This is a genomic window from Arthrobacter sp. 10T44 (assembly GCF_056393885.1).
On record NZ_JBFTGT010000001.1, the window covers coordinates 263,248 to 287,018 of the forward strand.

The following is a 23,771-nucleotide window of genomic DNA, read 5'->3' on the forward strand; positions in this document are numbered from 1 at the left end:
TCAATCGTTCCGCATTTGCCATGAATTCTATGAGAAACATGCATTGGAAGCATGTCTTTCCGGGACCTATTCTGGGGATATGCCCCGCCTCCCCCTCCGCAATCCCGCAACCGAGCCCGGTACCCCAGCTGATGCGGGTACCGCAGCTGATGCGGGCACGGCGGCGGACGGCAGCCCCGCAGCCGGCGGCCGGGTTACCGCGTGGGCGGGCCATCCCAAAGGCTCGGCGGCTTACCGCCGGATCCTCGCCGGCCTGGCCTTCGCCGGCGTCGCGACCTTCGCCCAGCTCTATTCAACCCAGGCCGTGCTGCCGATCATCGCCGCCGATTTGCAGGTGACGGCCGCCGAGGCGGCCCTGACCATCTCCCTGGCCACCGTTGGCCTGGCCGCGACGGTCCTGCCGTGGTCCTTTTTGGCCGACCGGATCGGCCGGGTGCGTGCCATGGCCTGGGGCATCTCCGCGGCCACCGTCCTGGGGCTGCTGGCCCCGCTGGCACCCAGCTTCCCGGTCCTGCTGGGCCTGCGGATGCTCGAGGGCATGGCACTGGGCGGCATCCCGGCCATCGCCATCGCCTACCTGAACGAGGAAGTGAACAAGGCCCACGCCGCCCTGGCGGCCGGTACCTACGTCGCAGGCACCACCCTCGGCGGGCTGGCGGGCAGGCTCGTGGCCGGTCCGGTGGGCGAGCTGTGGGGCTGGCGGGCCGCAGCACTGGCCGTGTCCGTGATGGCGACGTCCGCCGCCGTCCTGTTCCTGGTGCTGGTGCCGCCGGCACGGAATTTCACCGCCGCGGCCGCCAGCGGCTTCCGCGGCGCCCTCGCAACCCTCGCCGGCCACGGCCGGAACCCGCGGCTGCTGGCAATCTACGTCCAGGCGTTCCTGCTGATGGGCGGCTTTGTGGCGGTCTACAACTACCTCGGTTTCCGGCTGTCCGGCGAACCTTTCAGCCTGCCGGCCACCCTGATCAGCCTGATCTTCCTGGCCTATCTCTCCGGCACCGTCTCCGCCCGCTGGGCCGCCGGGCTGACGCTGCGCTTCGGCCGGCGCAGCGTGCTGGTGGCGGGCACGGTCCTTATGGTCGCCGGGCTCGCACTGACCCTGACCGAGCTCCTGGTCCTGATCCTGGCCGGGCTGTTGCTGTTCACCGGCGGTTTCTTCGCGGCCCACAGCATCGGCTCCGGCTGGACCGGGGTGATCGCGAGCACGGGCCGCGCGCAGGCGGCCTCACTCTACAACCTCGCCTACTACCTGGGATCCAGCGTCATCGGCTGGGCCGGCGGCCTGCTGTTCCAGTCCTTGGGCTGGACCGCCCTCGCCCTCGCCGTGATGGGCCTGGCCTGCACGACGGCGGTGATCACCGCCGTCGTGCATCCCGCCGGCGCGGGCGGCGCCGTCGCTCCGAGCGCATCCCCAGGGCGGAGCGCGGCGCGCTAGCGGGTCGCCTCGAGGGCCTGCACAAGATCGGCGACAATGTCCGCCGGGTCCTCCAGCCCCACGGAAACCCGGAGCAGGCTGGCGTGCGGCTTGGCCTCCGCGGCGACCGGCCGGTGGGTCAGGCCCGCGGGGTGCTGGATCAGGGTGTCAATGCCGCCCAGCGAGACGGCGTGCGTGATCATGCTGACGGCTGCCGGAATGCGCTCGGCATGTTCGGCGCTGGCCAGCTCGAACGCCAGCAGCGAGCCCGGGCCTGCCATCTGGGTGCCGACCAGGCCGCGCGGATCGCACTCCGGCAGGCCCGGATAGAACACCCGCCGGATCAGCCCGTGCTCCGCCAGGGCGGCCGCGACCTTCTCGGCGCTGGCCTGCTGCGCCCGCACCCGGACCGGCAGGGTCGCCAGGCCCCGGTGGAGCAGGTACGCCGGCCATGGCGTGAGGATGCCGCCGGTGATGGCCCGGATCTGCCGGAGCCGGACGGCCCATTCCGGGGAAACGGCGACGACGCCGCCCATGGCGTCGCCGTGGCCGCCGAAGAACTTAGTGGCGCTGTGCAGCACCATGGCCGCACCGTGCCGGTACGGCTGCTGGAGGACGGGAGTGGCGAAGGTGTTGTCCACCAGCAGCGGCACGCCGTCCGCCGCAGCCGCCGCGGCGGCGATGTCGACGAGCTCCAGGCTCGGGTTCGCCGGCGTCTCCAGGATGACGAGCCCGGTGTCGGGGCGCAGTGCCGCGCCGATGCCGTCGGGCGTGGTGAAGGTGACCTCGGTGCCCAGCACCCCGGAGGCCAGCAGGTGGTCGCTGCCTCCGTAGAGCGGCCGGACCGCCACCACGTGCTTGTTCCCGGTGGCGACGACGGCGAGCAGCACCGCGCTCAGGGCGGCCATGCCGGTGGCGAAGGCGACGGCTTCTTCAGTGGCCTCAAGCAGGGCGACGCCGTCTTCGAAGCGGGCGACGGTCGGGTTCCAGAGCCGCTGGTAGACCGTGCTCTGCCCGTCCAGGTGCGGGCCGCCGGTGGCCATCTGTTCGTAGGCGAGGCCGCCGTCGTGGACGGAGGGCAGCGGCGCCGTGGTGGACAGGTCGATCGGGACGGCGTGGACGCCGAGTTCCGTGAGGCCGTTCCGGCCGGCGTGGACCGCCAGCGAGTCTTGAGAAAGCACCGTTACTCCTTATGAATATTCACCATTGAATGCGGTAAGTATCTGGCAATAATTCGGCGTTTTACAGGGGTTCTGAATGGAACTGTCAGATAGTGGCGTTTATGATGAACTCACACCACATCAAGGAGGATCCGTGAGCAGCATCACGAAGAATGTTCGGCCGGGAGCGGGAGCCGGCGAACCCCTGGACGCCATTGACGAGCGCCTGCTCGCGGCCCTGGTCGCGGATGCCCGGATTTCCAACAAGCAGCTGGCCGAACTGGTGGGGATCGCACCGTCCACGGCACTGATGCGCACCAGGGCCCTGTCCGAGCGCGGGATCATCCAGGGTTTTGAGGCCAAGCTCAGCCTTGCCGCGGTGGGCCGCTCGGTGCAGGCGCTGATTGCCGTCCGGCTGCGCGCCCACGACCGCGAACAGATCGACCGTTTCACGGCCCGGGTCCCCAAGCTGCCCGCCGTGCTGTCCACGTTCCACACCTCGGGTTCGGTGGACTACCTGCTGCATATCGCCGTCGCCACCACGGAGGACCTGCGCGACTGGGTGCTGGACAACCTGGCCACCGACCCGGTCGTGGGCCACACCGAGACCACCCTGGTGTTCGACCACATCCAGGGCAACCACGGGCCGCTGCCGGACTAGGGGTTTCCGCCCGGCTGCGGGCTCAGGCCCGCTGCCGGAGGGCGCTGCGCAGCGTGACGGCCGCCAGGCCGAGGGCAACGAGCGCGCACAGCACCACAAAACCCGCCACGGCAGCCTGCAGGCCGAAGTATCCGGCCGCCAGCCCCAGCCCGATCACCGGGAAGGCGCTGCCGAGGTAGGTGATCACGTAGACGGTGCTGATGATCTGGGCGTGGCGCGACGCCTCCACCTTGCCGGCCACATCGTTGAAGACCGTCCGGAACGAGACGCCCTGGCCCAGGCCCGCGGTGATGCTGGCGGCAATCAGCAGCCACGGGCTGCTCCACGCCGCGGCTGCCGCGATCAGCAGCACGGAACCGGCGAGCAGGGACAGACCTACGGGCACCACGAAGCGCCCGCGTACGGCCAGCAGCTGGCTCAGCGCCGACGCCGCCAGGGTCAGTCCCGCGAGCAGACCGATCAGCGGCCGTGAGTCCGCATGGACAATCTGCGCGAAATAGCCGGGAGCCAGCGAGAGGCAGAATCCGAAGACGGCAAAACTGAGGAACCCTACCGCCGAGGCCAGCCAGAACGCGCCCCGCGCCTCCCTCGACACGGAGGGGCGCCGGGGTGCGAGGACCTTCAGCGGCTGGGGACCCGCGACCGAGGTGATGGCGGGCCTGGCCTTGAGCAGATAGAGCGGCACCAGCAGGGCGGCCAGGACTACGGAGTGCAGGTAATAGGGCGTGGACGTCGGCCCGGGAAGCACGGAAAGCACCCCGCCAATGGCCGGCCCCGCCGCCACCCCGCCGGCGGAGGCCAGCAGCGTAAACCGCGAGGCCCACTCGGGCCGGCTGGGCAGCAGCTCGCGCAGGGCCGCGGAACTGGCACCGGTGGCCAGGGCAACCGCGGCGCCCTGCAGCGCCCGGCCGGCGGACAGCGCCAGCAGGCTGTTGGCGGTGGCGAAGACGAAGCCCCCCGCGAGGCCTACCAGCACGGCCAGGACCAGGGCAGCGCGCCGGCCGATGTGATCCGACCAGTGTCCGGCGAGGATGAGGGTGGCCACGAGCGCCAGGACGTAGGCGGAGAAGGCAACCGTGACATCCAGGGCCGTGATGCCAAGTTTGGCCTGCAGCAGGGGGTACAGCGGTGTCGCCAGGTTGGCGCCGACCAGCAGCGTGAAAATCACGACGCCGGCCATCACCAGCCGTGCGGTGACGGAAGCGTCCCAGCCCCAGCGTTCTGCCGTGGCCGGGCGCATGCGAAGTTCGCTGAAGACTGTCATAGCGGTGCCCCTGCTGCATCGAAGCGGGCCGCACGCGTTCCCTGTGGGGAGGCGCCGGCCCGGTGAAGATTGATATCTACAGAATGCGGCACGAATGACTGTTCCAGCCAAGTTCTGTGCCAAAATTGATCAAAACCGTCAATCACGGACCACAAGTATGAACCGGAGTGATGATTTGAACAGTCTGGACCCCACCGATCTGAAGATTCTGCTCGAACTCATCAAGGACCCGCGGATCCAGATCGGCGAACTCAGCGACGCCCTCGGGATCGCGCGGAACACCGCGCAGTCCCGGGTCCGGCGGATGCTGCGCTCCGGTCTGCTGCACGACGGCGGCCGGGAAATCGACCTGGAGGCGGTGGGGTACGACGTCGTCGCCTTCGTCACGATCGAGGTCAACCACCGCGAACTCGACGGCGTGGTGGGCGCCCTGCGCCTGATCCCCCAGGTCCTGGAGGTCCACGAAATTTCCGGCCGCGGCGATGTCTGGTGCCGGGTGGTGGCGACCGACACGCACAACCTCCAGGCGGCGCTGCGGTCCATCCTGAGGATCAAGGGCGTCATCCGGACCGAGACCGTGCTGGCCCTGCACACCCACATCCCGTACCGGACCGAGCCGCTCATCAGCCGGCTTGCCCAGGGCAGCGCCCTTGCCCCCGGCCGGTCGGCCTCGCGCCGGGCCGGTGCCGCGGATCCACAGCTAAAGACTGGATAATGTCCCCGTGACTATCATTGACAACGCCGTCTACGTTGACGGCGTCCGGCGTGCCGAGCCGCGCAACCTGGAACAGACTTTTGAGACCCTGACCGAACACGGCGGCATGGCCTGGATCGGCCTGTACCGGCCGACGGAAGAGGAAATGGCCGCCGTCGCCGAGGAGTTCGGCCTGCATGGCCTGGCGGTGGAAGACGCGATCTCCGCGCACCAGCGCCCCAAGCTGGAACGCTACGATGACAACCTCTTCACCGTACTCCGGCCGGCCCGGTACCTCGACGAGACCGAGACCGTGGAGTTCGGTGAGCTGCACGTATTCACCGGCCGGAACTTCGTGGTGACCGTCCGGCACGCCGAGACGGCGGTCGTGGGCCAGGTCCGGCGCCGGCTGGAGCGGCGCCCGGACCTGCTCTGCCACGGCCCCGAGGCGGTTCTCTACGCCCTGATGGACCAGGTGGTGGATGATTACGTCCCAGTGGTGGCCGGGCTGGAGAACGACATCGACGAGATCGAGGACCAGCTCTTCAGCGGGGATCCGCTGGTTTCCCGGCGCATCTACGAGCTCGCCCGGGAGGTCATCCATTTCCAGCGGGCCATCCACCCGTTGCCGGCCATGATGCAGCAGCTCCGGCGGGGCTTCGAGAAGTACCAGGTGGACACGGAACTGCAGCACAGCCTCCGCGACGTCGAGGACCACGTGGAGCGGCTGATTTCCCGCGCCGATTCCTTCCGCGACCTGCTGCAGAACGCGCTCACCCTGGACGGCACGCTGACGGCGAACCGCCAGAACGAAGCCAGTGCGGAACAAAACGAGCAGGTAAAAAAGATCTCTTCCTGGGCCGCCATCTTCTTCGCACCGTCCTTTGTCGCCGGTGTATACGGCATGAACTTCGAACGGATGCCGGAGCTGCATTGGACCTTCGGCTACCCGATGGCGCTCTTCATGATGGCGGGCACGGCAACGCTCATGTACGCCATTTTCAAACGCAAGGGCTGGCTCTAGCCGGCGCGGCGCCAATGTCCTGACGACGCGTAAACGGGCTGACGCGAGGGGCATACCCGCCGCGCCAGCCTTTTTGCGCGTCATGGAATCATTTACGCGTCGGGCCAGCCTCCTGAGCGGCGCTGGCGTGCCTGGGCCACAAGGCGGATGAACGCGAGGACGAAGCAGCTCTCGATCACGGCCATCAGCCCGAGCCACAGCCACTGCCCGTGGCCGATGAAGTAGATCGTCCCGAGAAGGACCAGCACGCTGCCGAGGACAAGGGCATAGACGGCGAAGCCGAAGGCCACGCGTGCGCTGCGCACCCCGGTGCGGAAGCCGAAGCCGTGGGGCTCACCGCCCGGGTAGCCGCCCACGCGGTCCTCCGCGGCCGGCTTGAGCCGGTCGAACTCCTCCCACGGGTCACGGTCCTGTTCCCGTCGCTGCTCGGCCATAGCCCCATTATCCCGCGACGACGGCAAGCCGGCTGCCCCGGGCGGCAGCACCGGGAGGCTTGACCGCTTAGGCGGCCCGCTGGCCGACTTCGCCGGGCGCGGCTCCGGCTGCGCCGAAGATGAGCTGGCGGGTGGCGATCTTCTCGGTGAAGAACCGGTCATGGCTGACTACCACGACGGCGCCGGGGAAGTGCAGCAGCGCCCGCTCCATCACCTGGGTGCTGGAGAGGTCCAGGTGGTTGGTGGGTTCGTCAAGCAGCAACACCGAGGCGCCGGAGAGCAGGCACTGCGCCATGGCCACGCGTGCCTTTTGGCCGCCGGAGAGGTTCCCGATCTTCTGCTTGAGGTCTGCTTCGGAGAACTGGAACATCGCCAGGAACCGGTTGACGGACTTCTTCGTGGCGCTGAAGGCCAGGCTGTCCGGCAGCGCGTTGACGGCGTGTGAGACGGTGTCGCCGTCGTCGAGGTCTTCCAGCATACGGTTGTACGAAACGAAGCCGGGGCCTTTCGCCCACGCCACCTCGCCGGCGTCGGCGGCCTCCTCGCCGGTCAGGACCTTCAGCAGGGTGGACTTTCCGCTGCCGTTGGCACCCAGCACGGCGATCCGGTTGCCCCTGCGGATTTCGAAGCTCAGATCATCGAACAACACTTTCTCGCCGTAGGACTTGCCCAGCCCCTCCACCCGGCACAGCACGTCCTTCACGTGCAGCCCGCCGTAGATCTCGGTGACTATCTGGTCCACCGGCCGGGGCGTCCGGGATTTCTTGATCTTGGCGAGCTGGTTGCCCAGGCCGCGGCCGGCGGCCTTGGCGGCTTCACGGCGGTCGGCGATCCCTTCGGCCTCGAACGCGAGCAGCTCGGACTCGTGCACGAACTGCTGCTCGAGGGTCTTGAGCCGGAACTGCTTCTGGACCACGTATTCGCCGAAGTTCCCGGGGTATTCGTGCAGGTGGAAGTTCTCCACCTCGATGATGCGGGTCACGACGGCGTCCAGGAACGTCCGATCGTGCGAGACGATGACCGCGGCTCCCTTGAAATCGCGGAACCAGCTTTCCAGCCATTCGACACCGGCGACGTCCAGGAAGTTGGTGGGCTCGTCGAGCAGCAGGACGTCCGGCCCTTCGAGCAGGATCTTCGCCAGCGCGGCACGGTTGCGCCAGCCGCCGGAGAGCGCGTCGATCGCACAATGGCGGTGCGCGTCGTCGAACCCTAGAGTGGTCAGCACCGTATCGATGCGGCGCGGGTAGTCCCAGCCGTCGAGCCGGTCCATGTCCTCGAACAGTCCGGCCTGCCGCCCGATCAGCCGGTCCAGCTCATCTGCCGCGGGATCTTTGGCGATGGCCGCATCAATGGCGGCAAGCTCGGCTTCCACCGCCTTGATCTCGCCGAACAACCCGTCGAGGACTTCGGTGATGGTCGCGTCGCCGTTGAGCTCGGAGAACTGGGAGAAGTACCCCACCCTGGTTCCGAGGTCCACGCTGACCGTGCCGGTGTCCGGGGACACCTGGTCCAGGATCAGCTTCAGGATGGTGGTCTTGCCGGATCCGTTCTTGCCGATCAGGCCGACCCTGTCGCCGGCTTCGAGGCGGAAGAACGCCTCGCGGAGGATCTGGGTGTTGTCGAAGCGGACGCTGACGTCGTGCAGCCGGATCAGGCTCATTGCTGCTGTCCTCTCAAGGGGGTTGGCCCCGGCGATTCCCGGGGGCTGTCCGGGAGGGGGCTGGCCGACGATATCCGCCGCCGACGCCGGAACTGTGGGCGGGCGTCCGTAAGCGGGCCGGGGTTTCAGACTATCCCGAACGGGCGGAGCGGTCGGACACGGAGACAGCAAAGACCCCGCACCGCGATGCGGTACGGGGTCTTTGGACCAATGCTTACTTGTGGTGCTTGCCCGACCCGCTGGGCTTGGCGTGCGCGGCCTTGGGTGCTTCGGCGTGGCCCGGCGCGCGAACGGCTGCGGTGACCGACCCGGATCCGTAGCTCGGAACCGCGGGGGTGGCGGCGTGCTCATTACGGTGCTCGGCGGCCTTCGCGAGCCCGGCTGCGCGGTGCGCAGCGGCGTTCTGGTGGGCCCAGGCGCTGTTGCCGTGCTCCGAGGACTTCTCGTGCTCGTTTGACTGGTCTTCCCCGGCCTCGTCGGCATCATCGCCGTCGGTCGGCTCCGGGGCCGGCGCCGTCTCAGTCTCGGTCGGCTCCGGGGCCGGCGCCGTCTCGGTCGGCTCCGGGGCGGGAGCGGTCTCAGTCTCGGTCGGCTCCGGGGCGGGAGCGGTCTCCGTCTCCGTCGGCTCCGGGGCCGGAGCGGTCTCGGTCGGCTCCGGGGCGGGAGCGGTCTCGGTCGGCTCCGGGGCGGGAGCGGTCTCCGTCGGCTCAACCGTCGGATCCGCCGTCGGGGTCTCGGTGGCGGTCGGTTCGGGAGAGACGGTGGCGGTCGGGTCCGAGCTGAGTTCCGTTACGGTGGCAGCCATGGCGGCGCCGGCACCACCCGTGACGACGACGGCGGCAACGACGGTGGCCTTGCCTGCAGTACCGAGGGCGCTGAGCCAGGTGAAGATTCCTGCCAAGGGGTGATCCTTCCAGAGTTCGTACGTTGAGGGCGGCTCGCGGTTCCACACCGCCAGCCGCGCGCAACGTTACCGAACAGAAAGCACGGTCCGGGGCGGGAAAGGAATTCCTGCGGAATTCCTTGGGAAAAACACTGTCAGCCGCGGCTCAAAGGCACTGGTCCGGCGCCTGCCCGGCGCCCGGGGGCCTGGCACCCCCGGGGCTTGGCAGCGGAGGCTGTGCATCACCGTGTCCCTTTTCAGGCCAGGCGGCTGCGGACGATCTCGCTGACGGACTTGCCGTCGAAGCGACCGGCCACCTTGGCGGTGACCGGCTTCATCACCGCGCCGATGGAGCGCATGGAGAGCTCCTGACCGTCGGCCTTAAGCGCAGCGATGGCCTCGTCGACGATCGTTTCCACCTCGTCGCGGGTGAGCGCCTTAGGCAGGTATGCCTCGATGATTTCGGCTTCAGCGACCTCGGCGGCGGCGCGGTCGGTTTCGCCGGCTTCGGTGAAGATGCGGGCGGTGTCGCGACGCTTGGCGGCTTCCTTCTGCAGCAGCGACGTCACCTGGGCGTCGTCTAGCTCAACCGGCGTCTTGCCTGACTTCTCCCGGGTGCTGATCTCGCCCAGGACGTTGCGGACGGTAGTCAGCGCGGTCTTGTTGCCGGCCTTCATGTGGGTGACAACGTCTTCTTTCAGGCGCTCTTTGAGCGTCATGGTGTCCTCTTTCCTAGATCGTTAGCGGGGTGCCCTACAGGCCAGTTTCCCCCAGGAGCGTGCGAATGACGATGCCGGGCCGCCTACGGCCTGCCGTCCACAGGTACAGGCCGTTGTTTCCACCGCTCCCCGCTCAGACTTCGGGCCTGCACGCCCCCTGGCCGAGAACGGACAGGCCTGTGAGGTCCCCGGCCTGGTACGTGGTTACCCCGGGGACGGCCGTGGGGTTCATCAGCTGGGCCGGGTCCTGGACGTGGCCCAGGCCCACGACGTGGCCGAGCTCGTGTTCGATGACCCCGCGGGCGGGCGCCAAGCCGTCCCGGAGGATCAGGGACTGCATTGCGGGCCCGTTCAGTTCCAGCTGGCCGCTGACGTAGGTGACCTCGGTGCCGTCCCGGCTGAGCGCGGCGCTGCCGCCCAGACCCATGACGTTGGTTCCCACGGCGTAGTTGGTGAAGCGGGGCTCCTCGGCTGTGGTCTCCCAGGCGATAAGCACCGGCGCCCAGCGGTCCCCGTACCGCGCCGGCTGGTAGGACTTGTGCTTCGCCGCCGGGGCCTCCGTGGTGGCTCCGTCGTTGATAAACACCAGCCCGGTCGCCCGGGAGACGGCTGCGATGGCCTCCTTGATCAGTCGGGGCCCTTCCGCCGGCTGGTTGGCGGCGCGCGTGACGTAATGGATAGGCCGGCAGGGGTCGTAGGCGGCCGGCCGCTTGTCCTTGCCGGTGGCCGTAAACGCGTAGGAGCGGGATTTGACGGTGACCGGCGCGGGTCGACCCAGCGGGGCGACGGCCTCTTCGCGCCCGGGTGTGGGGTGGTCCGCAGCCGCGCGCGGGGTGGGCGCCGGAGTAACCGCCGCAGGAGCCGCCGCCGGAGTCCGGGGCCTTGCACCGGCGGACGGAGCGGTGCGGTACACCAGGGGGTCGGATGCGCCGGCGGCAGGATCGCCCGCGGGTCCGCCCAGGAACGACGACGGCTTCAGGTCACCTTTGAGGTACAGCAGGAAACCGCACACGAGCGCAATGGCCGTCAGGACGGCGACAGCCTTGAACAACCGTCCCAACATCCTGCCGAGGGCCCGGAGGAGGCGGACCGGCCACGGGGCGCGGCGCGCCCAGACGTCCCGGACGGTCGAGGAGGTGTGGACCTGGCTGGGGTCCCAGCCGGGCAGCAGCGGGGCCGGGTTGCCGCGCCAGCCTTCCGGCGGGGCCTGGCTGCCGGCCGTTTCTTCAAGTTTCCAAAGCGGAATCCGCCTCGGCTCCCCCGGATCACTCATCGGCGCCCCTACCCCCGTCGTCGTCGGCTCCGGTGTCAGCGTAAGGGAATTCGAGGCGCCGCACTACGTCAGGGGCTCCGTTGGCCCGCTGAACGGGCAGAAAGGCGCAGGATGGGGGCATGACTCTCGGGCGGCGCCGCAGGGTCCAGGCCGACCTTGGCCGCCCGGAGCGGCACGATGCGCCGGCGCCGGGCCGCGGGCGAAGTCTGGTTAGCTCTACCGCTTTCTCCCCGGGTCGGGTAGCTTGATGCCCTGTCGCATGCTGGGGGGTGATGGCAGCCGCATTTTCGTCAGTGCGCTGCGCCCATCCACTACTCCAGGCCCCGCCCGGTGCTTCCGCCCCCAACGAAGAGGTTGTCATGCGCTTAGTAACCCGAACCCTTGCCCCGATTGCTCTGTCCCTGGCTTTGCTGGCTCCCGCTGCCGCCGCGACAGCGGACCCCGCCGAATCCGAACGGCATCAGTCCTACAACAGTGGGATCAACACCTGCAACGGTGAATATGTCGAAGTGAAGGGGAGCTTCCACATCGTAACCAAGCTGCAGAAGGACGGCACCTATTTTCACCGCTACGTCTATCAGGGCATTGGCCTTGGTGACCAGGGCAATCGATACGTGATGACGACAACAAATAAGCTCACCTCGTCGAGCAGCGATTTCTCGCAGGACATTCGCGTCATGATGGTCAGCCAGGGATCTGCACCCAACCAAGTGATCATCATCCACTACGGCCCGGGCGGAAGCTCAAGGACGACCACAGACTGCCGGGGCTGAGAGTCGGTTGCCGGACTGGGGGTCTCTGGGCCCTCCCTGGCCGCTTGGCCGCCACGCGTCCTCGCCGGCTGGCCAGGCGGGCGCCGTCGGATTCGCGTGTACAGCTAGGGCCTAAACGAACGTTCTTCCAACGGCGCAGGGATTCAAAAACCCCTGCGAATTGTGGAGCTAAGGAGATTCGAACTCCTGACCTCTTCGATGCGAACGAAGCGCTCTACCAACTGAGCTATAGCCCCGCAGCAACGCCGCTCCCGGAGGAACGGCGTTGTCAACGTTCCTAGGCTACAAACTATCGGCGTGCATTGCCAGCCAGCCCTCGAATGTCTGCGTGCCGTGTCGCTCGCCGGGGGCCAGGTTGAGGCCGGCGCGCAGGTAGTTGCCCATGCCCCCGGGCAGCGGCAGTTCCACTACCCGGCCGCGCGCCCCGGTAGCCTGCCGCCAGCTGTGGGCCAGCTCGCGCATCCCGACGATCTCCGGACCTCCGACGGTCCGGACCCGGTGCTGCACGCCGGACGGCGCCTCCAGCGCCGACTCCAGTAGTTCCGTGGCCACCTCTGCGGGCGCAATCGGCTGGAACCGGGCGCCCTTCACCACTGGGATCAGCCGGATCCTTGCTCCGGCGGCAAACACGCCGGCGAGCAGGGAATGGAACTGCGTGGCCCGAAGCACCAGGGTTTCAAGCCCGGAACGCTCGTAGACCTGCTCTTTGGCCGCCTTCGACTTGTAGTAGCCAAAGCTGCTCCGGTCGCAGTTGACGATCGAGAGCATGACAGCCTTCCTGACGCCGGCGTCCTGGGCGGCAGCGAGCAGCCGCGCTCCGCCGTCGGCGAAGTTCTTCAACGCCCTGCCGGATTGTCCCTCAAGGCAATCGATGACGACATCGGCTCCGGCCAGCGCGGCGGCCAGCCCCTCCCCCGTGGTGACATCCCCACGGAAATACTCTGCGCCGTCTTCCCGGCCGGCCTCCCCCGGCGCGGGCGGACGACGGCTAAGCACGGCGACGCGGTGTCCGCCCTCGACGGCCTGCCGCACCGCTTCACGGCCCACCTGGCCGGTTCCCCCCGCAACGCAGATTCTCGTCATGCTCGTCAGGATAACTCCCGCGGGCAACAAAAAGCCCCGGGCGGCCGATGCGTCGGCTGCCCGGGGCGGGAAGTTTGAGTCAGGCGCGTCGGCGCTGCAGGACGTCGTCGAGGTTGCTCAGGGCGCTCTGCCCCTTGCCCATCACCTTCGACTCGGCAGCAGCCGCCTCCGGCTGCCGGACGGTGGCCTGCTTGAGCGAGGGCTTGCCGACGGCTTTCGGGGCTTCCGGCAGGTCCAGCGGCTCCGGGGCGGGGCGTTCCGCCTTGGGCGCCTCCACATACGTCGGCTTGGGGACCTCCACGGGTTCCCAGCTGGAGCCTTCTGCAGAGGACGGGTCGCCGACGCGGCGCACGGACGTATCGCCCGAGGCGGCGGCCTCGGCCAGTGCCGCCTGCCGCAGTTCGTCGGCTGTCAGGGGTGCGGGGGCGGCCTGGGGCTGCGCGGCGCCTGCTTCTGCATCGAAGAGCGGACTCTCCTTGGCGGGCACCGCAGCTTCCCGGACGACGTCGGACTGCGCCGGGGTCTCCTCGGAAGCTCTCCGCGCCGGGGCGCCCATGGCCGAGCGGAACGCGGCGTTCACCTTGCGCCGGCGGTCCCGCACCGCAAGCCTGCGGAGCAACACGACGGCGGCAACGGCCCCGAGCAGGGTGGCGGCGGGCAGCCAGCCCGAGCCGACGCCGAAGAGCCGAAGGGCGGCGGACACGACGCCGGTGAGCAGCGAGAGCAGCCCCAGCACGGCAAGCGCCAGCCGGCCGTAGCGGATCCGGAACGCCGGAGCCGCCGGTTTCCGATCGCCGGGGTTAGTGGAACCCGGGGCTGACTCGGGGCGCTGCGTACTCGTCATCGGTGTCTCCTGCGGGGCAGCCATCTTCATGAGGTTTCCGGCTTGGGGGTCTGCTTTTTCTACATCCACGGCATTCATCAGGAGCTCCCCCGCCGACTGCAGCTGGGGGCGGCCGTTCCGGAGCATGTAGGGAGCCACCCATACGATCCAGAGCGCAACAGCAATGACAAGGATCACTGAGCTGCTAAGAGGGAAGTCCACAATCAAAACCGTATGAGCAAGACGGCGGAGCGGGCGGCATTGGCAGCGGTGTGTCGCGAGGCAACTGCCAAATCACTGGATATATGACGAAACTGCTGGTCAGGCGGGGGTTTCCGGTGCCTGTGCGGGGCGTGTTTCCAGCCACCGGGCCAGCAGGCCCCCGGGGACTTCCTCGGAGGTCAGGGCGAAGGTGCGGTGGTCCGCCCATGCGCCGTTTATGTGCAGGAAACGCGGCCGGTAGCCCTCGTCGCGGAATCCGAGTTTTTCCACCACCCGCAGGCTCGGACGGTTCTCCGGCCGGATGTTGATTTCCATCCGGTGCAGCCCCAGGGTCCGGAAGCAGTAGTCAGTCGCCATCGCGACGGCGGTGGGGGCTATGCCCTGGCCGGCGCGGTCCTGGTCGACCCAGTAGCCGAGGGTGGCCATCATGGCCGAGCCCCAGACAATCGAGGAGACCGTCAGCTGCCCCACGATCACCGGTTCCTTGAACCCGGGAGTCCAGGCAGCAATGACAAAGGGAAGCGCGGTGGCCTGCGCCGCCTGGGCCTTGAGCGACCGCACCATCTGCCGGTAGTCAGGCAAGCCGCCGCCGGGTACCGGGTTGGACGCTTCCCAGGGGGCCAGCCACGCGTCGTTGCGGGCCCTAAGCTCGCTCCACTCCTTGCGGTCCCGGTACCGGATCGGACGCAGCACAAGATCGCCGCACTCCAGGGTCACCGGCCAGGTGAAGCTGCCCCCCATGGGACTATTTCGTCAGGCTGGAGGCGAAGCCGGGCAGCCATTCGCGCAGACCGGGGCCGAGGTCATCGCTGTCGCAGGCGAGCTGGACGCAGGCCTTGAGGTAGCTGAGCTTGTCGCCCGTGTCATAGCGGCGGCCGCGGAAAATGACGCCGTACACGCCGTAGCCTTCACCTTCGCCGGCGGAAAGTTCCTGCAGGGCGTCGGTGAGCTGGATTTCGCCGCCGCGGCCGGGTTCGGTCCGCTCGAGGACCTCGAACACCGCGGGGTGCAGCACATAGCGGCCGATGATGGCCAGGTTCGAAGGGGCCTCGTCGACGTCGGGCTTCTCCACCAGCTGCTTGATCCGGACGTACTCCTCGCCCTCAACCGGCTCGACGTCGGCGCAGCCATAGGCGCTGATCTGCGAGGGGTCGACCTCGATCAACGCCACGACCGAGCCGCCGGTCTTTGCCTGGACCTCGATCATGGTGCTGAGCAGCTCGTCGCGGGCATCGATGAGGTCGTCGCCCAGCAGCACGGCAAAAGGTTCGTAACCGACGTGCTGCTTGGCGCGCAGCACGGCGTGCCCGAGGCCCATGGGGTCGCCCTGGCGGACGTAGTGGATATCGCCCAGGTTGCTCGCGGCCTGGATGGACTCCAGCTTGGCGGTGTCGCCCTTGGCCTCCAGCGTCGCTTCCAAGGTGGGCACGCGGTCGAAGTGGTCCTCGAGGGCGCGCTTGTTGCGTCCGGTGATCATCAGGACGTCGTTGAGGCCCACGTTCACGGCTTCCTCGACCACGTACTGGATGGCCGGCTTGTCGACGACCGGCAGCATTTCCTTCGGCATCGCTTTGGTGGCCGGAAGGAAACGGGTGCCGAGGCCCGCAGCGGGGATGACGGCCTTACGGACGGAGGCGTTGGGTGTAATCACTCGACTAATCTAACTGAGGGGGCAAAACATCAGGTAATTGTCCCCACCGGCACGGCAGCCGCGGCAGCCGACATCATCAGGCGCCGCCCGGGCGAGAGGACGCCACCGCATGAGCACCAAGGAAGAGATCCGTTCGCGGCACCGGCTGCGCCGGACAGCGATGTCGCCGGCGGAGCTGGATGCCGCCGGTTCGGCAATCGCCCGGCACGGTCTGGCGTGGGCCTCCGGGCTGGCCGACGGCGGACCAAGCACCTTCGCTGCCTACCTCGGCGTCGGTTCCGAGCCGCCCACCCTGCCTCTCTTGGCCGCCCTGCATGATGCCGGCCACCGGGTGCTGCTCCCGGTCTGCGAACCTGGACTGGCGCTGAGCTGGGTGTACTGGACCCCGACCTCGGAGTTTGTCCGCAGCCGTTATGCACCCATCCAGGAGCCGACCGGTGAACGGCTCGGCACGTCCGTGATGCGGGATGTGGCCGGAATCTTCCTCCCGGCCACGGCCCTGGACCGTTCGGGCAACAGGATCGGGCAGGGCGGCGGCTATTACGACAAGTTCCTTGCGGCCCTCGCCGCCCTGCCGGCGGGCCCTTCCCGGGCTGGCGACGGCCCGCTGCCGACGGCGGCCGTCGTCTACGACGCCGAGGTACTCCCCGCTGGCAGCATCCCGGCGGAGTCCTTCGATCAGAAGGTCGCGGCCGCCCTGACTCCTGGCGGCTTGGTCCGGCTTGCCGGGCTCTCCTAGCCGCAGCCGGCGGGTGATAGAATTGGCACTCAGGCCCTGCGACTGCTAATGCGGTTTCCTCGTCCACCGATTCCGGTGGCGGAGATGCCGCTCCGGCAGCACGGGACCTGCTCGTTTGTCCAAGAGGAGGAACCCCAGTGCCCACGTATGCATATGCCTGCAAGGACTGCAGCCACGCCTTCGAGACCGTGCAGTCGTTTACGGACAGCTCCCTGACGACCTGCCCGGAGTGCCAGGGGACGTTGCGCAAGAAGTTCAACAGCGTCGGCGTCGTGTTCAAGGGCTCCGGCTTCTACCGGACCGACTCACGCGACAGCAAGGGCAGCGCCGTCGCCCCCGCTGCCAGCCCGGCTGCGAGCTCCGCACCGGCTTCCGCCGCCGCCAACTAGTACCCGGCAGGCCGGCACCCCCGCGGTTGTCCACATAGCGCCGCCCGGGCCTGACGCCGGCTGGCTTCCCCACCATAACGTGGCGGCATGGCCCACCGCAGCCGCCGCACACTCTTTTCCCGATCAGCACCGTCTTACGGGTCGACGCCGCGTTTCAGATCGGCTCCGTCACCGCTTCCGCGCGCTGCCATCCGCCCTGGCTCGCGCCGCAAATTTCCGCCGAGGCGGCGCTTCCGCGGCTGGCTGGGAAGACACCGAAGGCTGGTCATAGCCCTGCTGCTGTGCCTCGCCGCCGGCATGGCCGTGCAGCAGCTGACTCCTGCGCCCGAAGCCACCGTTACCGCGTGGGCCGCGGCCAAGGATCTCCCGGCCGGCCGGGTGCTGGACGCGGCCGACGTCGTCGCCATCCAGATCCCGCCCGGCGTTCTGCCCGCCGGCCCGCTTGACCCTGCCGGACTGGACGGGAAACAGCTCGCCGTGGCCCTGCGCAAGGGCCAGCTACTCTCCGACTCACAGTTCGTCGGCCCCGGGCTGCTTGCCGGCAGTCCGCCGGGTTCGGTGGCCGTGCCACTTCGCATGGCAGACCCTGCCTCGATCCAGCTGGTCTCCCCAGGCCAGCTGGTCAATGTCGTGATGACGAGCGGCGACGGTTATGAAAAGGCAGCCGCTTCCCGGCTCCTCGCTTCGGCTGTTCCGGTCCTGTGGACCTCAGCGCAGGGCGGCCGGGCCGGCCCATGGCTCGACGCCGGGGCGACGGACGGCCTGATCGTGGTGGCCGCGGACCCTGACCAGGCCCGCCAACTCGCCGGAGCGTCCACGCAGGGCAAGCTGTTCTTCGTCCTGGTCAGGGCCGCGCGCGGATAGCGGAGGTCGCCGGCTGCTTCGCCGGCGTGCGGGTCAGCCCCAGTGCGGCGGCCGCTGCTCCTTGAGCCAGGCATCGTGGTCGTAGCTCCCGGGCTGGTCGCCCCAGCGTCGCGGATCGTCCTCGGCCGCCTTGTTCGGCAGCAGTCCGCCGGAAGCCGCGGCGCCGGCCCCCGGCTGCCCCTGTGGTTTCTGGGCGGGCGCTTCCTGGTTCCGTTCAGCGGTGTCCGGGGCAGTCACGTTCGGGTCGCCTGCCTGCTTTGCGTCACCGCTGTCACTGCCGTCACCGTGGTTGTTGTTTTCGTTCTCGCCGTCTGCGCTCATGCCGCCGGCCTCCTTGCTGCAAATAACTGTTCAGCGCCTCCGGTCAGTGCCTCCGGGTCCCGCCGGTTAGCCCCGGTCAGCTGCGGCCGGAGCGTAGGCATCTTGCCCGTCTTCGACGCTCAGGTTTTCGATGTCGTCGGAGAAACCGGGCGAGGGGCGCACCCGGCTCGGCGCCGCAGGCTTCTCCAGTCCGAGGTAGCCGCCGATCCGGTCCGCGCAGGCGGACGGATCGGTGAAGACCTCTATTGTCCATAGTGGCATGTACCGCCAGCCCATGCGCTCCAGCAACTGCGGGCGGAGCCGGCTGCGCTCACGCACTGTCATCCGCCGGTACCGTTCGGTGCCGTCAGACTCGATGGCAACCGGGCGGGGAATCTCGGCGTCGTCCTGGCCGATAGTGTGCATCGGGTCGGCCGCGGCAACCATGTCCAGGACGCCGTCGTACTGGTGCCAGACGCGAGCGCCGCGGGCACGGAGCCGGTCCCCGAGATCGGCCACCAGCGGGTCGGCGCCAAGGGCCTGCTCGCTGGCCGCGGCACGGGATGCCGGGCTCCCCAGGTCGGAGTTGCCGGCGATCTCGCGGTCCAGGAGCTCGTAGAAGTCCACCGCGCCGTGGCTCAGGCGGGTGACGTCCAGGTCCTCGGGCCGGAAGCAGCTCAGCACGTGCAGTGAACGCCGCGCCCGGGTCATCGCCAGGGCGAATTTAGCACGGCCACCCTCGGCTGAAAGCGGCCCGAGGCTATGCAGCGCACGCCCGTGCGGGGTGCGGCCGTAACCGGGCGAGAAGATCACATGGTCGCGGACCAGCCCCTGGGCCCGTTCGAGGTCCACGACCCGGAAAGATTCGTCGCCGGCGGTGAAGAAACTGCCCAGCACCGGGTAGTTGGGCAGCTGCCGCCGGATGGCCTCGCCGATCCGGGCGGCGTGACGCAGGCTGCCCGTGACAACCGCCAGGGAGGTGCGGGGGCGCAGCCGTGCGTGTTCGAAGACCAGCTCCACCACACGGTTCACTTCGGCCACGACGGATTCGACGCCGTCGTGGTCGGCGCTCGGCAGGCCGGTCCCGTCCGGCAGGTATTCCACTGTCAGGGCCCGGTCCAGGCCCGTGGCCGACTGTCCCTCCGGGAGCCGGCGGAGTCCGCCCTCGTAGAATCCCTTGCTCAACTGCCGGACCAGGTCCTCGTCGACGGCGCGGTAGACGGTCCGCAGTTTCCAGACCGGCAGCACGGCGGCCAGGGCCTGGTAAGCGCTGTCCACCGGCTGGTGCGAGTTCTCACCCGCGGCGAGCCGCTCGACCCCCACGGTGAAGCCGCGCGGGCTGGCGATTTTGTCGTCGCCAAAAGCAATGACCTGCCGGGAGCGCGCCACGGCGGGCAGCACGGCCTGCAGGGACGTCGCCTCGGCGTCGAGGATCACGACCGCGTCGAAGCGCTGTTCGGCCGGCAGCAGGCTGGTCATAAGGTAGGGGCTGACGGACCAGACCGGCACGAGCATGGGCACGAGCTCCGGTGACTGCGCGGTCAGTGCCGCCGGAGTGACCCGCCCGTCCTTGAGCAGGCTGCGCAGCAGGTCGGCCTGGCGGGGGTGCTCGCTGAGGGCGGCGCGCCACCGCTCGGCCAGTTTCCAGCGCAACCGGGCGGCGCCGCTGGCGATGTGCGCGTTGTCCGCGAGGCGGTACTCCGCCTCGAGCTGGCGGAGGGCGTCGCCGTCGGACATGGCAAGGTAGTCGTCACCGCTGATCATGGCTTCGAGGGCCGACTGCCACCAGGCCAGCTCAAGCTCCGCGGCCACCGACTCGGCCGGCACCTCGCGCTCGGCGAGGTCCGCGAGCAGCTCGCCCAGGCCGTGCTCGCGCATGTTCTCCACCAGCAAGGTGCGCTCGGGCAGGGTCTCCAGCGTGCCGGTGTCCGCGACGAGGCGTTCCAGGCGCTCCACCAGTTCCTCGTACGGGGTGTCCCGGACCGCTCCGCCGGCAGCCGTATGCCGCACGGCCTCACTCAGCTCGGCCAGCTCGGAATCCAGCTCCCGGTACAGGGCGGTGATCTCGGCCAGCCCGGAGGGAACGGCAGGGTGGCGCTGAGTGGTGGCGTACCCCGACCAGGTGGCCCGCTGCTCCTGGACCAGCACCAGCGAACTGTGAAGGTCCGCGATGTGCACGCCCGGACGGACGTACTCCTTGGCAACGCGGCGCAGGCGTGAGCGTTGCATCGACGCCATTTCGATGTTCCGCTCGCGGCGCCACGAGGACGGGGCGGTGGCCGAAATCAAATCATGGACGGGCCGGTCGAAGATGTCGGGGGTGAACTTGTCCAGGCTTTCCCGGACCGCGACCAGCAGGTCGATCTGGTCCCCCCATTCGGCGAATGTCTCGCCGAGGCGGATCTCTGCGTGTTCGGCGACGCCGTTCATTCGTTCGCGCAGCTGCGGGAGCTTCTCCGCGACAGAGCGGGCCACTTGCTGCGCCTCCTGGGTCTCCTTGCGCGTCAGCAGCCGGGCGCCGTGCCAGGGGCTCATGGTCGAGGCGCGGCTGAAGCTGCCCAGCTCGGCCGCCCGTTTGAGCCGTCCGGCCAGTTCCTCACGGTCCCGGATGCTGTCCAGCACGCTGCGCTTGAGCCGGACGGTGGTGGCCGGTGCCGGGTGGATGGCGGTCAGGGCCGCGAGCGACTGCATGGCCTCGTACGGCGAGCAGCCCCAACGCTGGCGAACGTTGTGCAGGGATGCGACATGGTCCATCAGGGCGTGCCGGTGCTCGGTCAGGGTGGAGTGCAGGTTCTTCAGCTGCGGTTCGAGCGACTTTTCGTTGCGGACAATCGCGCGGACCAGCTGCCCCTTGAGCATCAGGGGCGTGGAGTTGCCGGCGAGCTGCACGAGCAGCGATTCGAGCCCCAGCGTCTCCAGCTGTGCGGAAACTTCGCCCAGGCTGGCCCGGCGGTCGCCCACGACCAGGACACTTTTGCCTTCATCGACCAAGGCGCCGATGGTGTTGATCGCGGTCTGGGTCTGTCCGGTGCCCGGCGGGCTGCTGACCACCAGTGAGTCGCCGGCGCGGACGGCGTCCACGACGTACTGCTGGTCCGTATCGGCGTCAAGCAGCAGGAGTTCGTCGGCGGGGCTGCGCTGGTCCGTGCTGGGAAAGCGCCCCTCTTCGAGGCGGGGAACATCCACCGGGTCGCCGGCCGCGGCACGGCCCAGCGCCGCCACGAGCGGGTTGTTCGGGTTGATCCAGGGGTCATCCAGGTTGCCGGAGAGGTCGGCGAACGTCGAGACGAGCAGGTTGTGCTCGATTTCGGCGCCGTGGATCGGCTGGATCAGGGTGCCGAGGCGGTCCAGCACCGGCTGCGGATCGTACCGGGCCGTGCTGTAGGCCATCCGGGTCACGGCGTTGACGTCGAAGACAATCCCGTGGATGGTCTTCAAGTGCCGGACCAGGGCGGGGTTGATCCGGGCCTGTTCCGTGAGCTGCAGTTCGTAATCGTCCTCGCCGGGGCGCACGGTGAGGGAAATGGCGGTGAGCATGACCGGCGCGGACACGCGCTGCGGCTTGCCCCCGACGGCGGAGGTCCAGACAACGGTGCCGGCCGAGAAGTAGCCGGCGTCGATGCCGCGGTCGTTGGCGAGCTCGAAGATCTTGGAGCGAAGGTTGCGCGAGGCCCGCGCGGCGACGACGTACTGCTGACGGTCACGGATCAGGGTCGACAGGCGGGTCCTGCGGCCGGCCATCAGCTGCGCCAGGCCCGAGGGATGCGCGTGGGTCAGGTCAATGGAGCCCTCGGGCGTTTTCGTAAAGCGCAGCATGGTGTCTGCTCCGGTGACGGGTTTGAGACCCGACAGCCATTTCCTGAACTCCTCGGAGCCCTCGGGGTGGCCTTGACCAACTGACACTGCTGCCTTCTTTTCTGTGCTCACGGTTTCTGTGCTCGCGGTTTCTGAGTTCGCGCGGGACGCCCTGGACCATACCGGCATGCCTTCGAGGTTAGCCCGAATCGGGCGTCAGTGCGGGGCCGCAACACTGGCGTACACCAAATTCGTGGGCAAATTGCTTCGGCGAAAGGGCTGGCCAAAAGAAAATGGCCGGCCTCCGAAGAGGCCGGCCATTCACAACGCTATTCCCACTCGATGGTTCCCGGCGGCTTGCTGGTGACATCCAGTACCACGCGGTTCACGCCGTCCACCTCGTTGGTGATCCGGTTGGAGATCCGGGCGAGCAGCTCGTAGGGCAGCCGCGACCAGTCCGCCGTCATGGCGTCCTCGGAGGACACCGGACGCAGCACGATCGGGTGGCCGTAGGTGCGGCCGTCGCCCTGCACCCCGACGCTGCGGACGTCCGCCAGCAGCACGACCGGCATCTGCCAGACCTCGTTGTCGAGGCCGGCCGCGGTCAGCTCGGCGCGCGCGATGGCGTCGGCCTTGCGCAGCAGGTCCAGCCGCTCCTTGGTCACTTCGCCGACGATCCGGATGCCGAGCCCGGGGCCCGGGAAGGGCTGACGGCCCACGATTTCCTGCGGCAGGCCGAGCTGGGCGCCGACGGCGCGGACCTCGTCCTTGAACAGTGCACGCAGCGGTTCCACGAGCTCGAACTGCAGGTCTTCCGGCAGGCCGCCCACGTTGTGGTGGCTCTTGATGTTTGCCGCGCCCTCACCGCCGCCGGATTCGACGACGTCGGGGTACAGGGTGCCCTGGACCAGGAACTTGATCTTTTCGCCGTGCGCCGCGGCCTCGGCGATGATGGCCAGTTCGGCCTCTTCGAACGCGCGGATGAATTCGCGGCCGATGATCTTGCGCTTGGTTTCCGGGTCGCTGACGCCGGCCAGCGCGGCCTGGAAACGCTCCTGCTCGTTGGCGACGTAGAGCTTGACGCCCGTGGCGGCCACGAAATCGCGTTCCACCTGCTCCGCTTCGCCTTCGCGCAGCAGGCCGTGGTCCACGAAGACACAGGTGAGCTGGTCCCCGACGGCGCGCTGGACGAGGGCTGCGGCCACGGCGGAGTCCACGCCGCCGGAGAGCCCGCAGATCACGCGGGAGTCGCCGATCTGCTCGCGGATCCGCGCCACCTGCTCTTCGAGGATGTTCCCGGTGGTCCAGTTCGGTTCCAGCTTGGCGCCCTTGAAGAGGAAGTTCTCCAGGACCTGCTGACCGTAGGCGGAGTGCTTCACTTCGGGGTGCCACTGCACGCCGTAGAGGCACTTCTCCTCGTTGGCGAAGGCGGCGACGTCGGCGCCCGCCGTCGTCGCGAGGACATCAAAGCCCTCCGGGGCCTCGTGGACGGAGTCGCCGTGGCTCATCCAGGTGCTCTGGTGCTGCGGCATGCCCTCAAGGATGGAGCGGCCTTCGCCGATGGTGGTGGTCTCGGTGGCGCCGTATTCGCGCAGTCCGGTCTGGGCGACCTTGCCGCCCAGGGCGTTGGCCATGGCCTGGAAGCCGTAGCAAATGCCGAACACCGGGACGCCGGCCTCAAACAGGTCTGCGCCGACGCTCGGGGCACCTTCGGCGTAGACGCTCGCGGGGCCGCCGGAGAGGATGATGGCGGCCGGGTTCTTCGCCAGCAGCTGCTCGGTGCTGTAGGTATGCGGAACGACTTCCGAATACACATTCGCTTCCCGGACGCGGCGGGCAATCAGCTGCGCGTACTGGGCACCGTAGTCAACAACCAGCACAGGCCTTTGGGACGTCTGGGATGCAGTGGGAGTGGTCACCCCACTAGCCTACTTTGCACCGCCGGT

22 protein-coding genes and 1 tRNA gene are annotated in these 23,771 nt (G+C 68.6%); 8 read left to right on the forward strand and 15 right to left on the reverse strand.

Annotation, left to right across the window (positions count from 1 at the left end; all coding sequences use genetic code 11):
• Nucleotides 1-79 precede the first annotated feature (79 nt).
• Nucleotides 80-1,435 carry an MFS transporter gene (locus AC1DBL_RS01180; protein WP_476917503.1) on the forward strand — a complete coding sequence of 452 codons (1,356 nt, stop codon included), beginning with the start codon at nucleotides 80-82 and terminating at the stop codon, nucleotides 1,433-1,435.
• Here the strand turns inward: AC1DBL_RS01180 and AC1DBL_RS01185 are convergent.
• Complete coding sequence (locus tag AC1DBL_RS01185) at nucleotides 1,432-2,595, reverse strand: trans-sulfuration enzyme family protein (protein WP_476908495.1); 1,164 nt, start codon at nucleotides 2,593-2,595, stop codon at nucleotides 1,432-1,434. The genes AC1DBL_RS01180 and AC1DBL_RS01185 overlap by 4 nt on opposite strands.
• 133 nt (nucleotides 2,596-2,728) lie before the next feature.
• Here AC1DBL_RS01185 and AC1DBL_RS01190 point away from each other — a divergent pair, with 133 nt between their 5' ends.
• Nucleotides 2,729-3,235: an Lrp/AsnC family transcriptional regulator gene (locus tag AC1DBL_RS01190; RefSeq protein WP_476925319.1), complete on the forward strand. Its 507-nt coding sequence runs from the start codon at nucleotides 2,729-2,731 to the stop codon at nucleotides 3,233-3,235.
• A 22-nt stretch (nucleotides 3,236-3,257) separates the two neighbouring features.
• Here the strand turns inward: AC1DBL_RS01190 and AC1DBL_RS01195 are convergent, their stop codons facing one another.
• Nucleotides 3,258-4,499 carry an MFS transporter gene (locus AC1DBL_RS01195; protein WP_441417117.1) on the reverse strand — a complete coding sequence of 414 codons (1,242 nt, stop codon included), beginning with the start codon at nucleotides 4,497-4,499 and terminating at the stop codon, nucleotides 3,258-3,260.
• Nucleotides 4,500-4,674: 175 nt separating this feature from the next.
• Here AC1DBL_RS01195 and AC1DBL_RS01200 point away from each other — a divergent pair, with 175 nt between their 5' ends.
• Together AC1DBL_RS01200 and corA are read left to right on the forward strand one after the other, a co-directional pair.
• Nucleotides 4,675-5,214: an Lrp/AsnC family transcriptional regulator gene (locus AC1DBL_RS01200; RefSeq protein WP_476892162.1), complete on the forward strand. Its 540-nt coding sequence runs from the start codon at nucleotides 4,675-4,677 to the stop codon at nucleotides 5,212-5,214.
• Nucleotides 5,215-5,221: 7 nt separating this feature from the next.
• Nucleotides 5,222-6,217 carry a magnesium/cobalt transporter CorA gene (gene corA / locus AC1DBL_RS01205; RefSeq protein WP_476908494.1) on the forward strand — a complete coding sequence of 332 codons (996 nt, stop codon included), beginning with the start codon at nucleotides 5,222-5,224 and terminating at the stop codon, nucleotides 6,215-6,217.
• A gap of 92 nt (nucleotides 6,218-6,309) precedes the next feature.
• On the opposite strand, the gene AC1DBL_RS01210 is transcribed toward corA, so the two are convergent.
• From AC1DBL_RS01210 to AC1DBL_RS01230, 5 genes are all read right to left on the reverse strand, one after another.
• Nucleotides 6,310-6,651 carry a hypothetical protein gene (locus AC1DBL_RS01210; protein ID WP_476925320.1) on the reverse strand — a complete coding sequence of 114 codons (342 nt, stop codon included), beginning with the start codon at nucleotides 6,649-6,651 and terminating at the stop codon, nucleotides 6,310-6,312.
• A gap of 67 nt (nucleotides 6,652-6,718) precedes the next feature.
• Complete coding sequence (locus tag AC1DBL_RS01215) at nucleotides 6,719-8,311, reverse strand: ABC-F family ATP-binding cassette domain-containing protein (protein ID WP_476925321.1); 1,593 nt, start codon at nucleotides 8,309-8,311, stop codon at nucleotides 6,719-6,721.
• 214 nt (nucleotides 8,312-8,525) lie between these two features.
• Nucleotides 8,526-9,212, reverse strand: a complete 687-nt coding sequence (locus AC1DBL_RS01220) for a hypothetical protein (RefSeq protein ID WP_476925322.1) — start codon at nucleotides 9,210-9,212, stop codon at nucleotides 8,526-8,528.
• Between the two features lie 239 nt (nucleotides 9,213-9,451).
• Nucleotides 9,452-9,913 carry a GatB/YqeY domain-containing protein gene (locus AC1DBL_RS01225; protein WP_476892158.1) on the reverse strand — a complete coding sequence of 154 codons (462 nt, stop codon included), beginning with the start codon at nucleotides 9,911-9,913 and terminating at the stop codon, nucleotides 9,452-9,454.
• A gap of 133 nt (nucleotides 9,914-10,046) precedes the next feature.
• Nucleotides 10,047-11,186, reverse strand: coding sequence for a hypothetical protein (locus AC1DBL_RS01230; protein WP_476892157.1), 1,140 nt, complete (start codon nucleotides 11,184-11,186; stop codon nucleotides 10,047-10,049).
• 359 nt (nucleotides 11,187-11,545) lie between these two features.
• Here AC1DBL_RS01230 and AC1DBL_RS01235 point away from each other — a divergent pair, with 359 nt between their 5' ends.
• Entirely contained in the window at nucleotides 11,546-11,959 is a 414-nt protein-coding gene (locus AC1DBL_RS01235) for a hypothetical protein (protein WP_476892156.1), read from the forward strand.
• A 163-nt stretch (nucleotides 11,960-12,122) separates the two neighbouring features.
• On the opposite strand, the gene AC1DBL_RS01240 is transcribed toward AC1DBL_RS01235, so the two are convergent.
• The 5 genes from AC1DBL_RS01240 to galU all read right to left on the reverse strand — a co-directional run bounded on the left by AC1DBL_RS01240 (nucleotide 12,123) and on the right by galU (nucleotide 15,738).
• Nucleotides 12,123-12,195 (reverse strand) — tRNA-Ala (locus AC1DBL_RS01240).
• 46 nt (nucleotides 12,196-12,241) lie between these two features.
• Entirely contained in the window at nucleotides 12,242-13,042 is an 801-nt protein-coding gene (locus tag AC1DBL_RS01245; RefSeq protein ID WP_476925323.1) for an SDR family oxidoreductase, read from the reverse strand.
• Between the two features lie 79 nt (nucleotides 13,043-13,121).
• The gene (locus tag AC1DBL_RS01250) at nucleotides 13,122-14,063 is read right to left on the reverse strand and encodes a hypothetical protein (RefSeq protein ID WP_476925324.1); all 942 of its coding nucleotides are present in this window, start codon (nucleotides 14,061-14,063) and stop codon (nucleotides 13,122-13,124) included.
• A gap of 123 nt (nucleotides 14,064-14,186) precedes the next feature.
• Nucleotides 14,187-14,828, reverse strand: coding sequence for a GNAT family N-acetyltransferase (locus AC1DBL_RS01255; protein ID WP_441417107.1), 642 nt, complete (start codon nucleotides 14,826-14,828; stop codon nucleotides 14,187-14,189).
• A 4-nt stretch (nucleotides 14,829-14,832) separates the two neighbouring features.
• Nucleotides 14,833-15,738 carry a UTP--glucose-1-phosphate uridylyltransferase GalU gene (gene galU / locus AC1DBL_RS01260; protein ID WP_441417106.1) on the reverse strand — a complete coding sequence of 302 codons (906 nt, stop codon included), beginning with the start codon at nucleotides 15,736-15,738 and terminating at the stop codon, nucleotides 14,833-14,835.
• 109 nt (nucleotides 15,739-15,847) lie between these two features.
• On the opposite strand from galU, the gene AC1DBL_RS01265 reads away from it, so the two are divergent.
• The 3 genes from AC1DBL_RS01265 (at nucleotide 15,848) to AC1DBL_RS01275 (ending at nucleotide 17,730) form a co-directional block, all read left to right on the forward strand.
• Nucleotides 15,848-16,477: a 5-formyltetrahydrofolate cyclo-ligase gene (locus AC1DBL_RS01265; RefSeq protein WP_476925325.1), complete on the forward strand. Its 630-nt coding sequence runs from the start codon at nucleotides 15,848-15,850 to the stop codon at nucleotides 16,475-16,477.
• Between the two features lie 137 nt (nucleotides 16,478-16,614).
• Complete coding sequence (locus AC1DBL_RS01270; RefSeq protein WP_476908486.1) at nucleotides 16,615-16,866, forward strand: FmdB family zinc ribbon protein; 252 nt, start codon at nucleotides 16,615-16,617, stop codon at nucleotides 16,864-16,866.
• Nucleotides 16,867-17,163: 297 nt separating this feature from the next.
• Nucleotides 17,164-17,730, forward strand: coding sequence for an RcpC/CpaB family pilus assembly protein (locus AC1DBL_RS01275; RefSeq protein ID WP_476925326.1), 567 nt, complete (start codon nucleotides 17,164-17,166; stop codon nucleotides 17,728-17,730).
• A 33-nt stretch (nucleotides 17,731-17,763) separates the two neighbouring features.
• Here the strand turns inward: AC1DBL_RS01275 and AC1DBL_RS01280 are convergent, their stop codons facing one another.
• The 3 genes from AC1DBL_RS01280 to guaA all read right to left on the reverse strand — a co-directional run bounded on the left by AC1DBL_RS01280 (nucleotide 17,764) and on the right by guaA (nucleotide 23,744).
• Nucleotides 17,764-18,051: a hypothetical protein gene (locus AC1DBL_RS01280; protein WP_476892151.1), complete on the reverse strand. Its 288-nt coding sequence runs from the start codon at nucleotides 18,049-18,051 to the stop codon at nucleotides 17,764-17,766.
• Between the two features lie 66 nt (nucleotides 18,052-18,117).
• On the reverse strand, nucleotides 18,118-21,933 hold the full coding sequence (locus AC1DBL_RS01285; protein WP_476925327.1) for an AAA family ATPase: 3,816 nt from the start codon (nucleotides 21,931-21,933) through the stop codon (nucleotides 18,118-18,120).
• 221 nt (nucleotides 21,934-22,154) lie between these two features.
• Entirely contained in the window at nucleotides 22,155-23,744 is a 1,590-nt protein-coding gene (gene guaA / locus AC1DBL_RS01290; RefSeq protein ID WP_476908483.1) for a glutamine-hydrolyzing GMP synthase, read from the reverse strand.
• Nucleotides 23,745-23,771: the final 27 nt, after the last annotated feature.

Excerpts from the sequence above, each read along its gene's own strand:
- AC1DBL_RS01230 (WP_476892157.1), bottom strand. The coding sequence starts at position 11,186 with ATGAGTGATCCGGGGGAGCCGAGGCGGATTCCGCTTTGGAAACTTGAA.
- AC1DBL_RS01280 (WP_476892151.1), bottom strand. The coding sequence starts at position 18,051 with ATGAGCGCAGACGGCGAGAACGAAAACAACAACCACGGTGACGGCAGT.
- AC1DBL_RS01215 (WP_476925321.1), bottom strand. The coding sequence starts at position 8,311 with ATGAGCCTGATCCGGCTGCACGACGTCAGCGTCCGCTTCGACAACACC.
- AC1DBL_RS01235 (WP_476892156.1), top strand. The coding sequence starts at position 11,546 with ATGCGCTTAGTAACCCGAACCCTTGCCCCGATTGCTCTGTCCCTGGCT.
- AC1DBL_RS01275 (WP_476925326.1), top strand. The coding sequence starts at position 17,164 with ATGGCCGTGCAGCAGCTGACTCCTGCGCCCGAAGCCACCGTTACCGCG.
- AC1DBL_RS01210 (WP_476925320.1), bottom strand. The coding sequence starts at position 6,651 with ATGGCCGAGCAGCGACGGGAACAGGACCGTGACCCGTGGGAGGAGTTC.
- AC1DBL_RS01265 (WP_476925325.1), top strand. The coding sequence starts at position 15,848 with ATGAGCACCAAGGAAGAGATCCGTTCGCGGCACCGGCTGCGCCGGACA.
- AC1DBL_RS01245 (WP_476925323.1), bottom strand. The coding sequence starts at position 13,042 with ATGACGAGAATCTGCGTTGCGGGGGGAACCGGCCAGGTGGGCCGTGAA.
- AC1DBL_RS01180 (WP_476917503.1), top strand. The coding sequence starts at position 80 with ATGCCCCGCCTCCCCCTCCGCAATCCCGCAACCGAGCCCGGTACCCCA.
- AC1DBL_RS01255 (WP_441417107.1), bottom strand. The coding sequence starts at position 14,828 with ATGGGGGGCAGCTTCACCTGGCCGGTGACCCTGGAGTGCGGCGATCTT.
- AC1DBL_RS01225 (WP_476892158.1), bottom strand. The coding sequence starts at position 9,913 with ATGACGCTCAAAGAGCGCCTGAAAGAAGACGTTGTCACCCACATGAAG.
- AC1DBL_RS01195 (WP_441417117.1), bottom strand. The coding sequence starts at position 4,499 with ATGACAGTCTTCAGCGAACTTCGCATGCGCCCGGCCACGGCAGAACGC.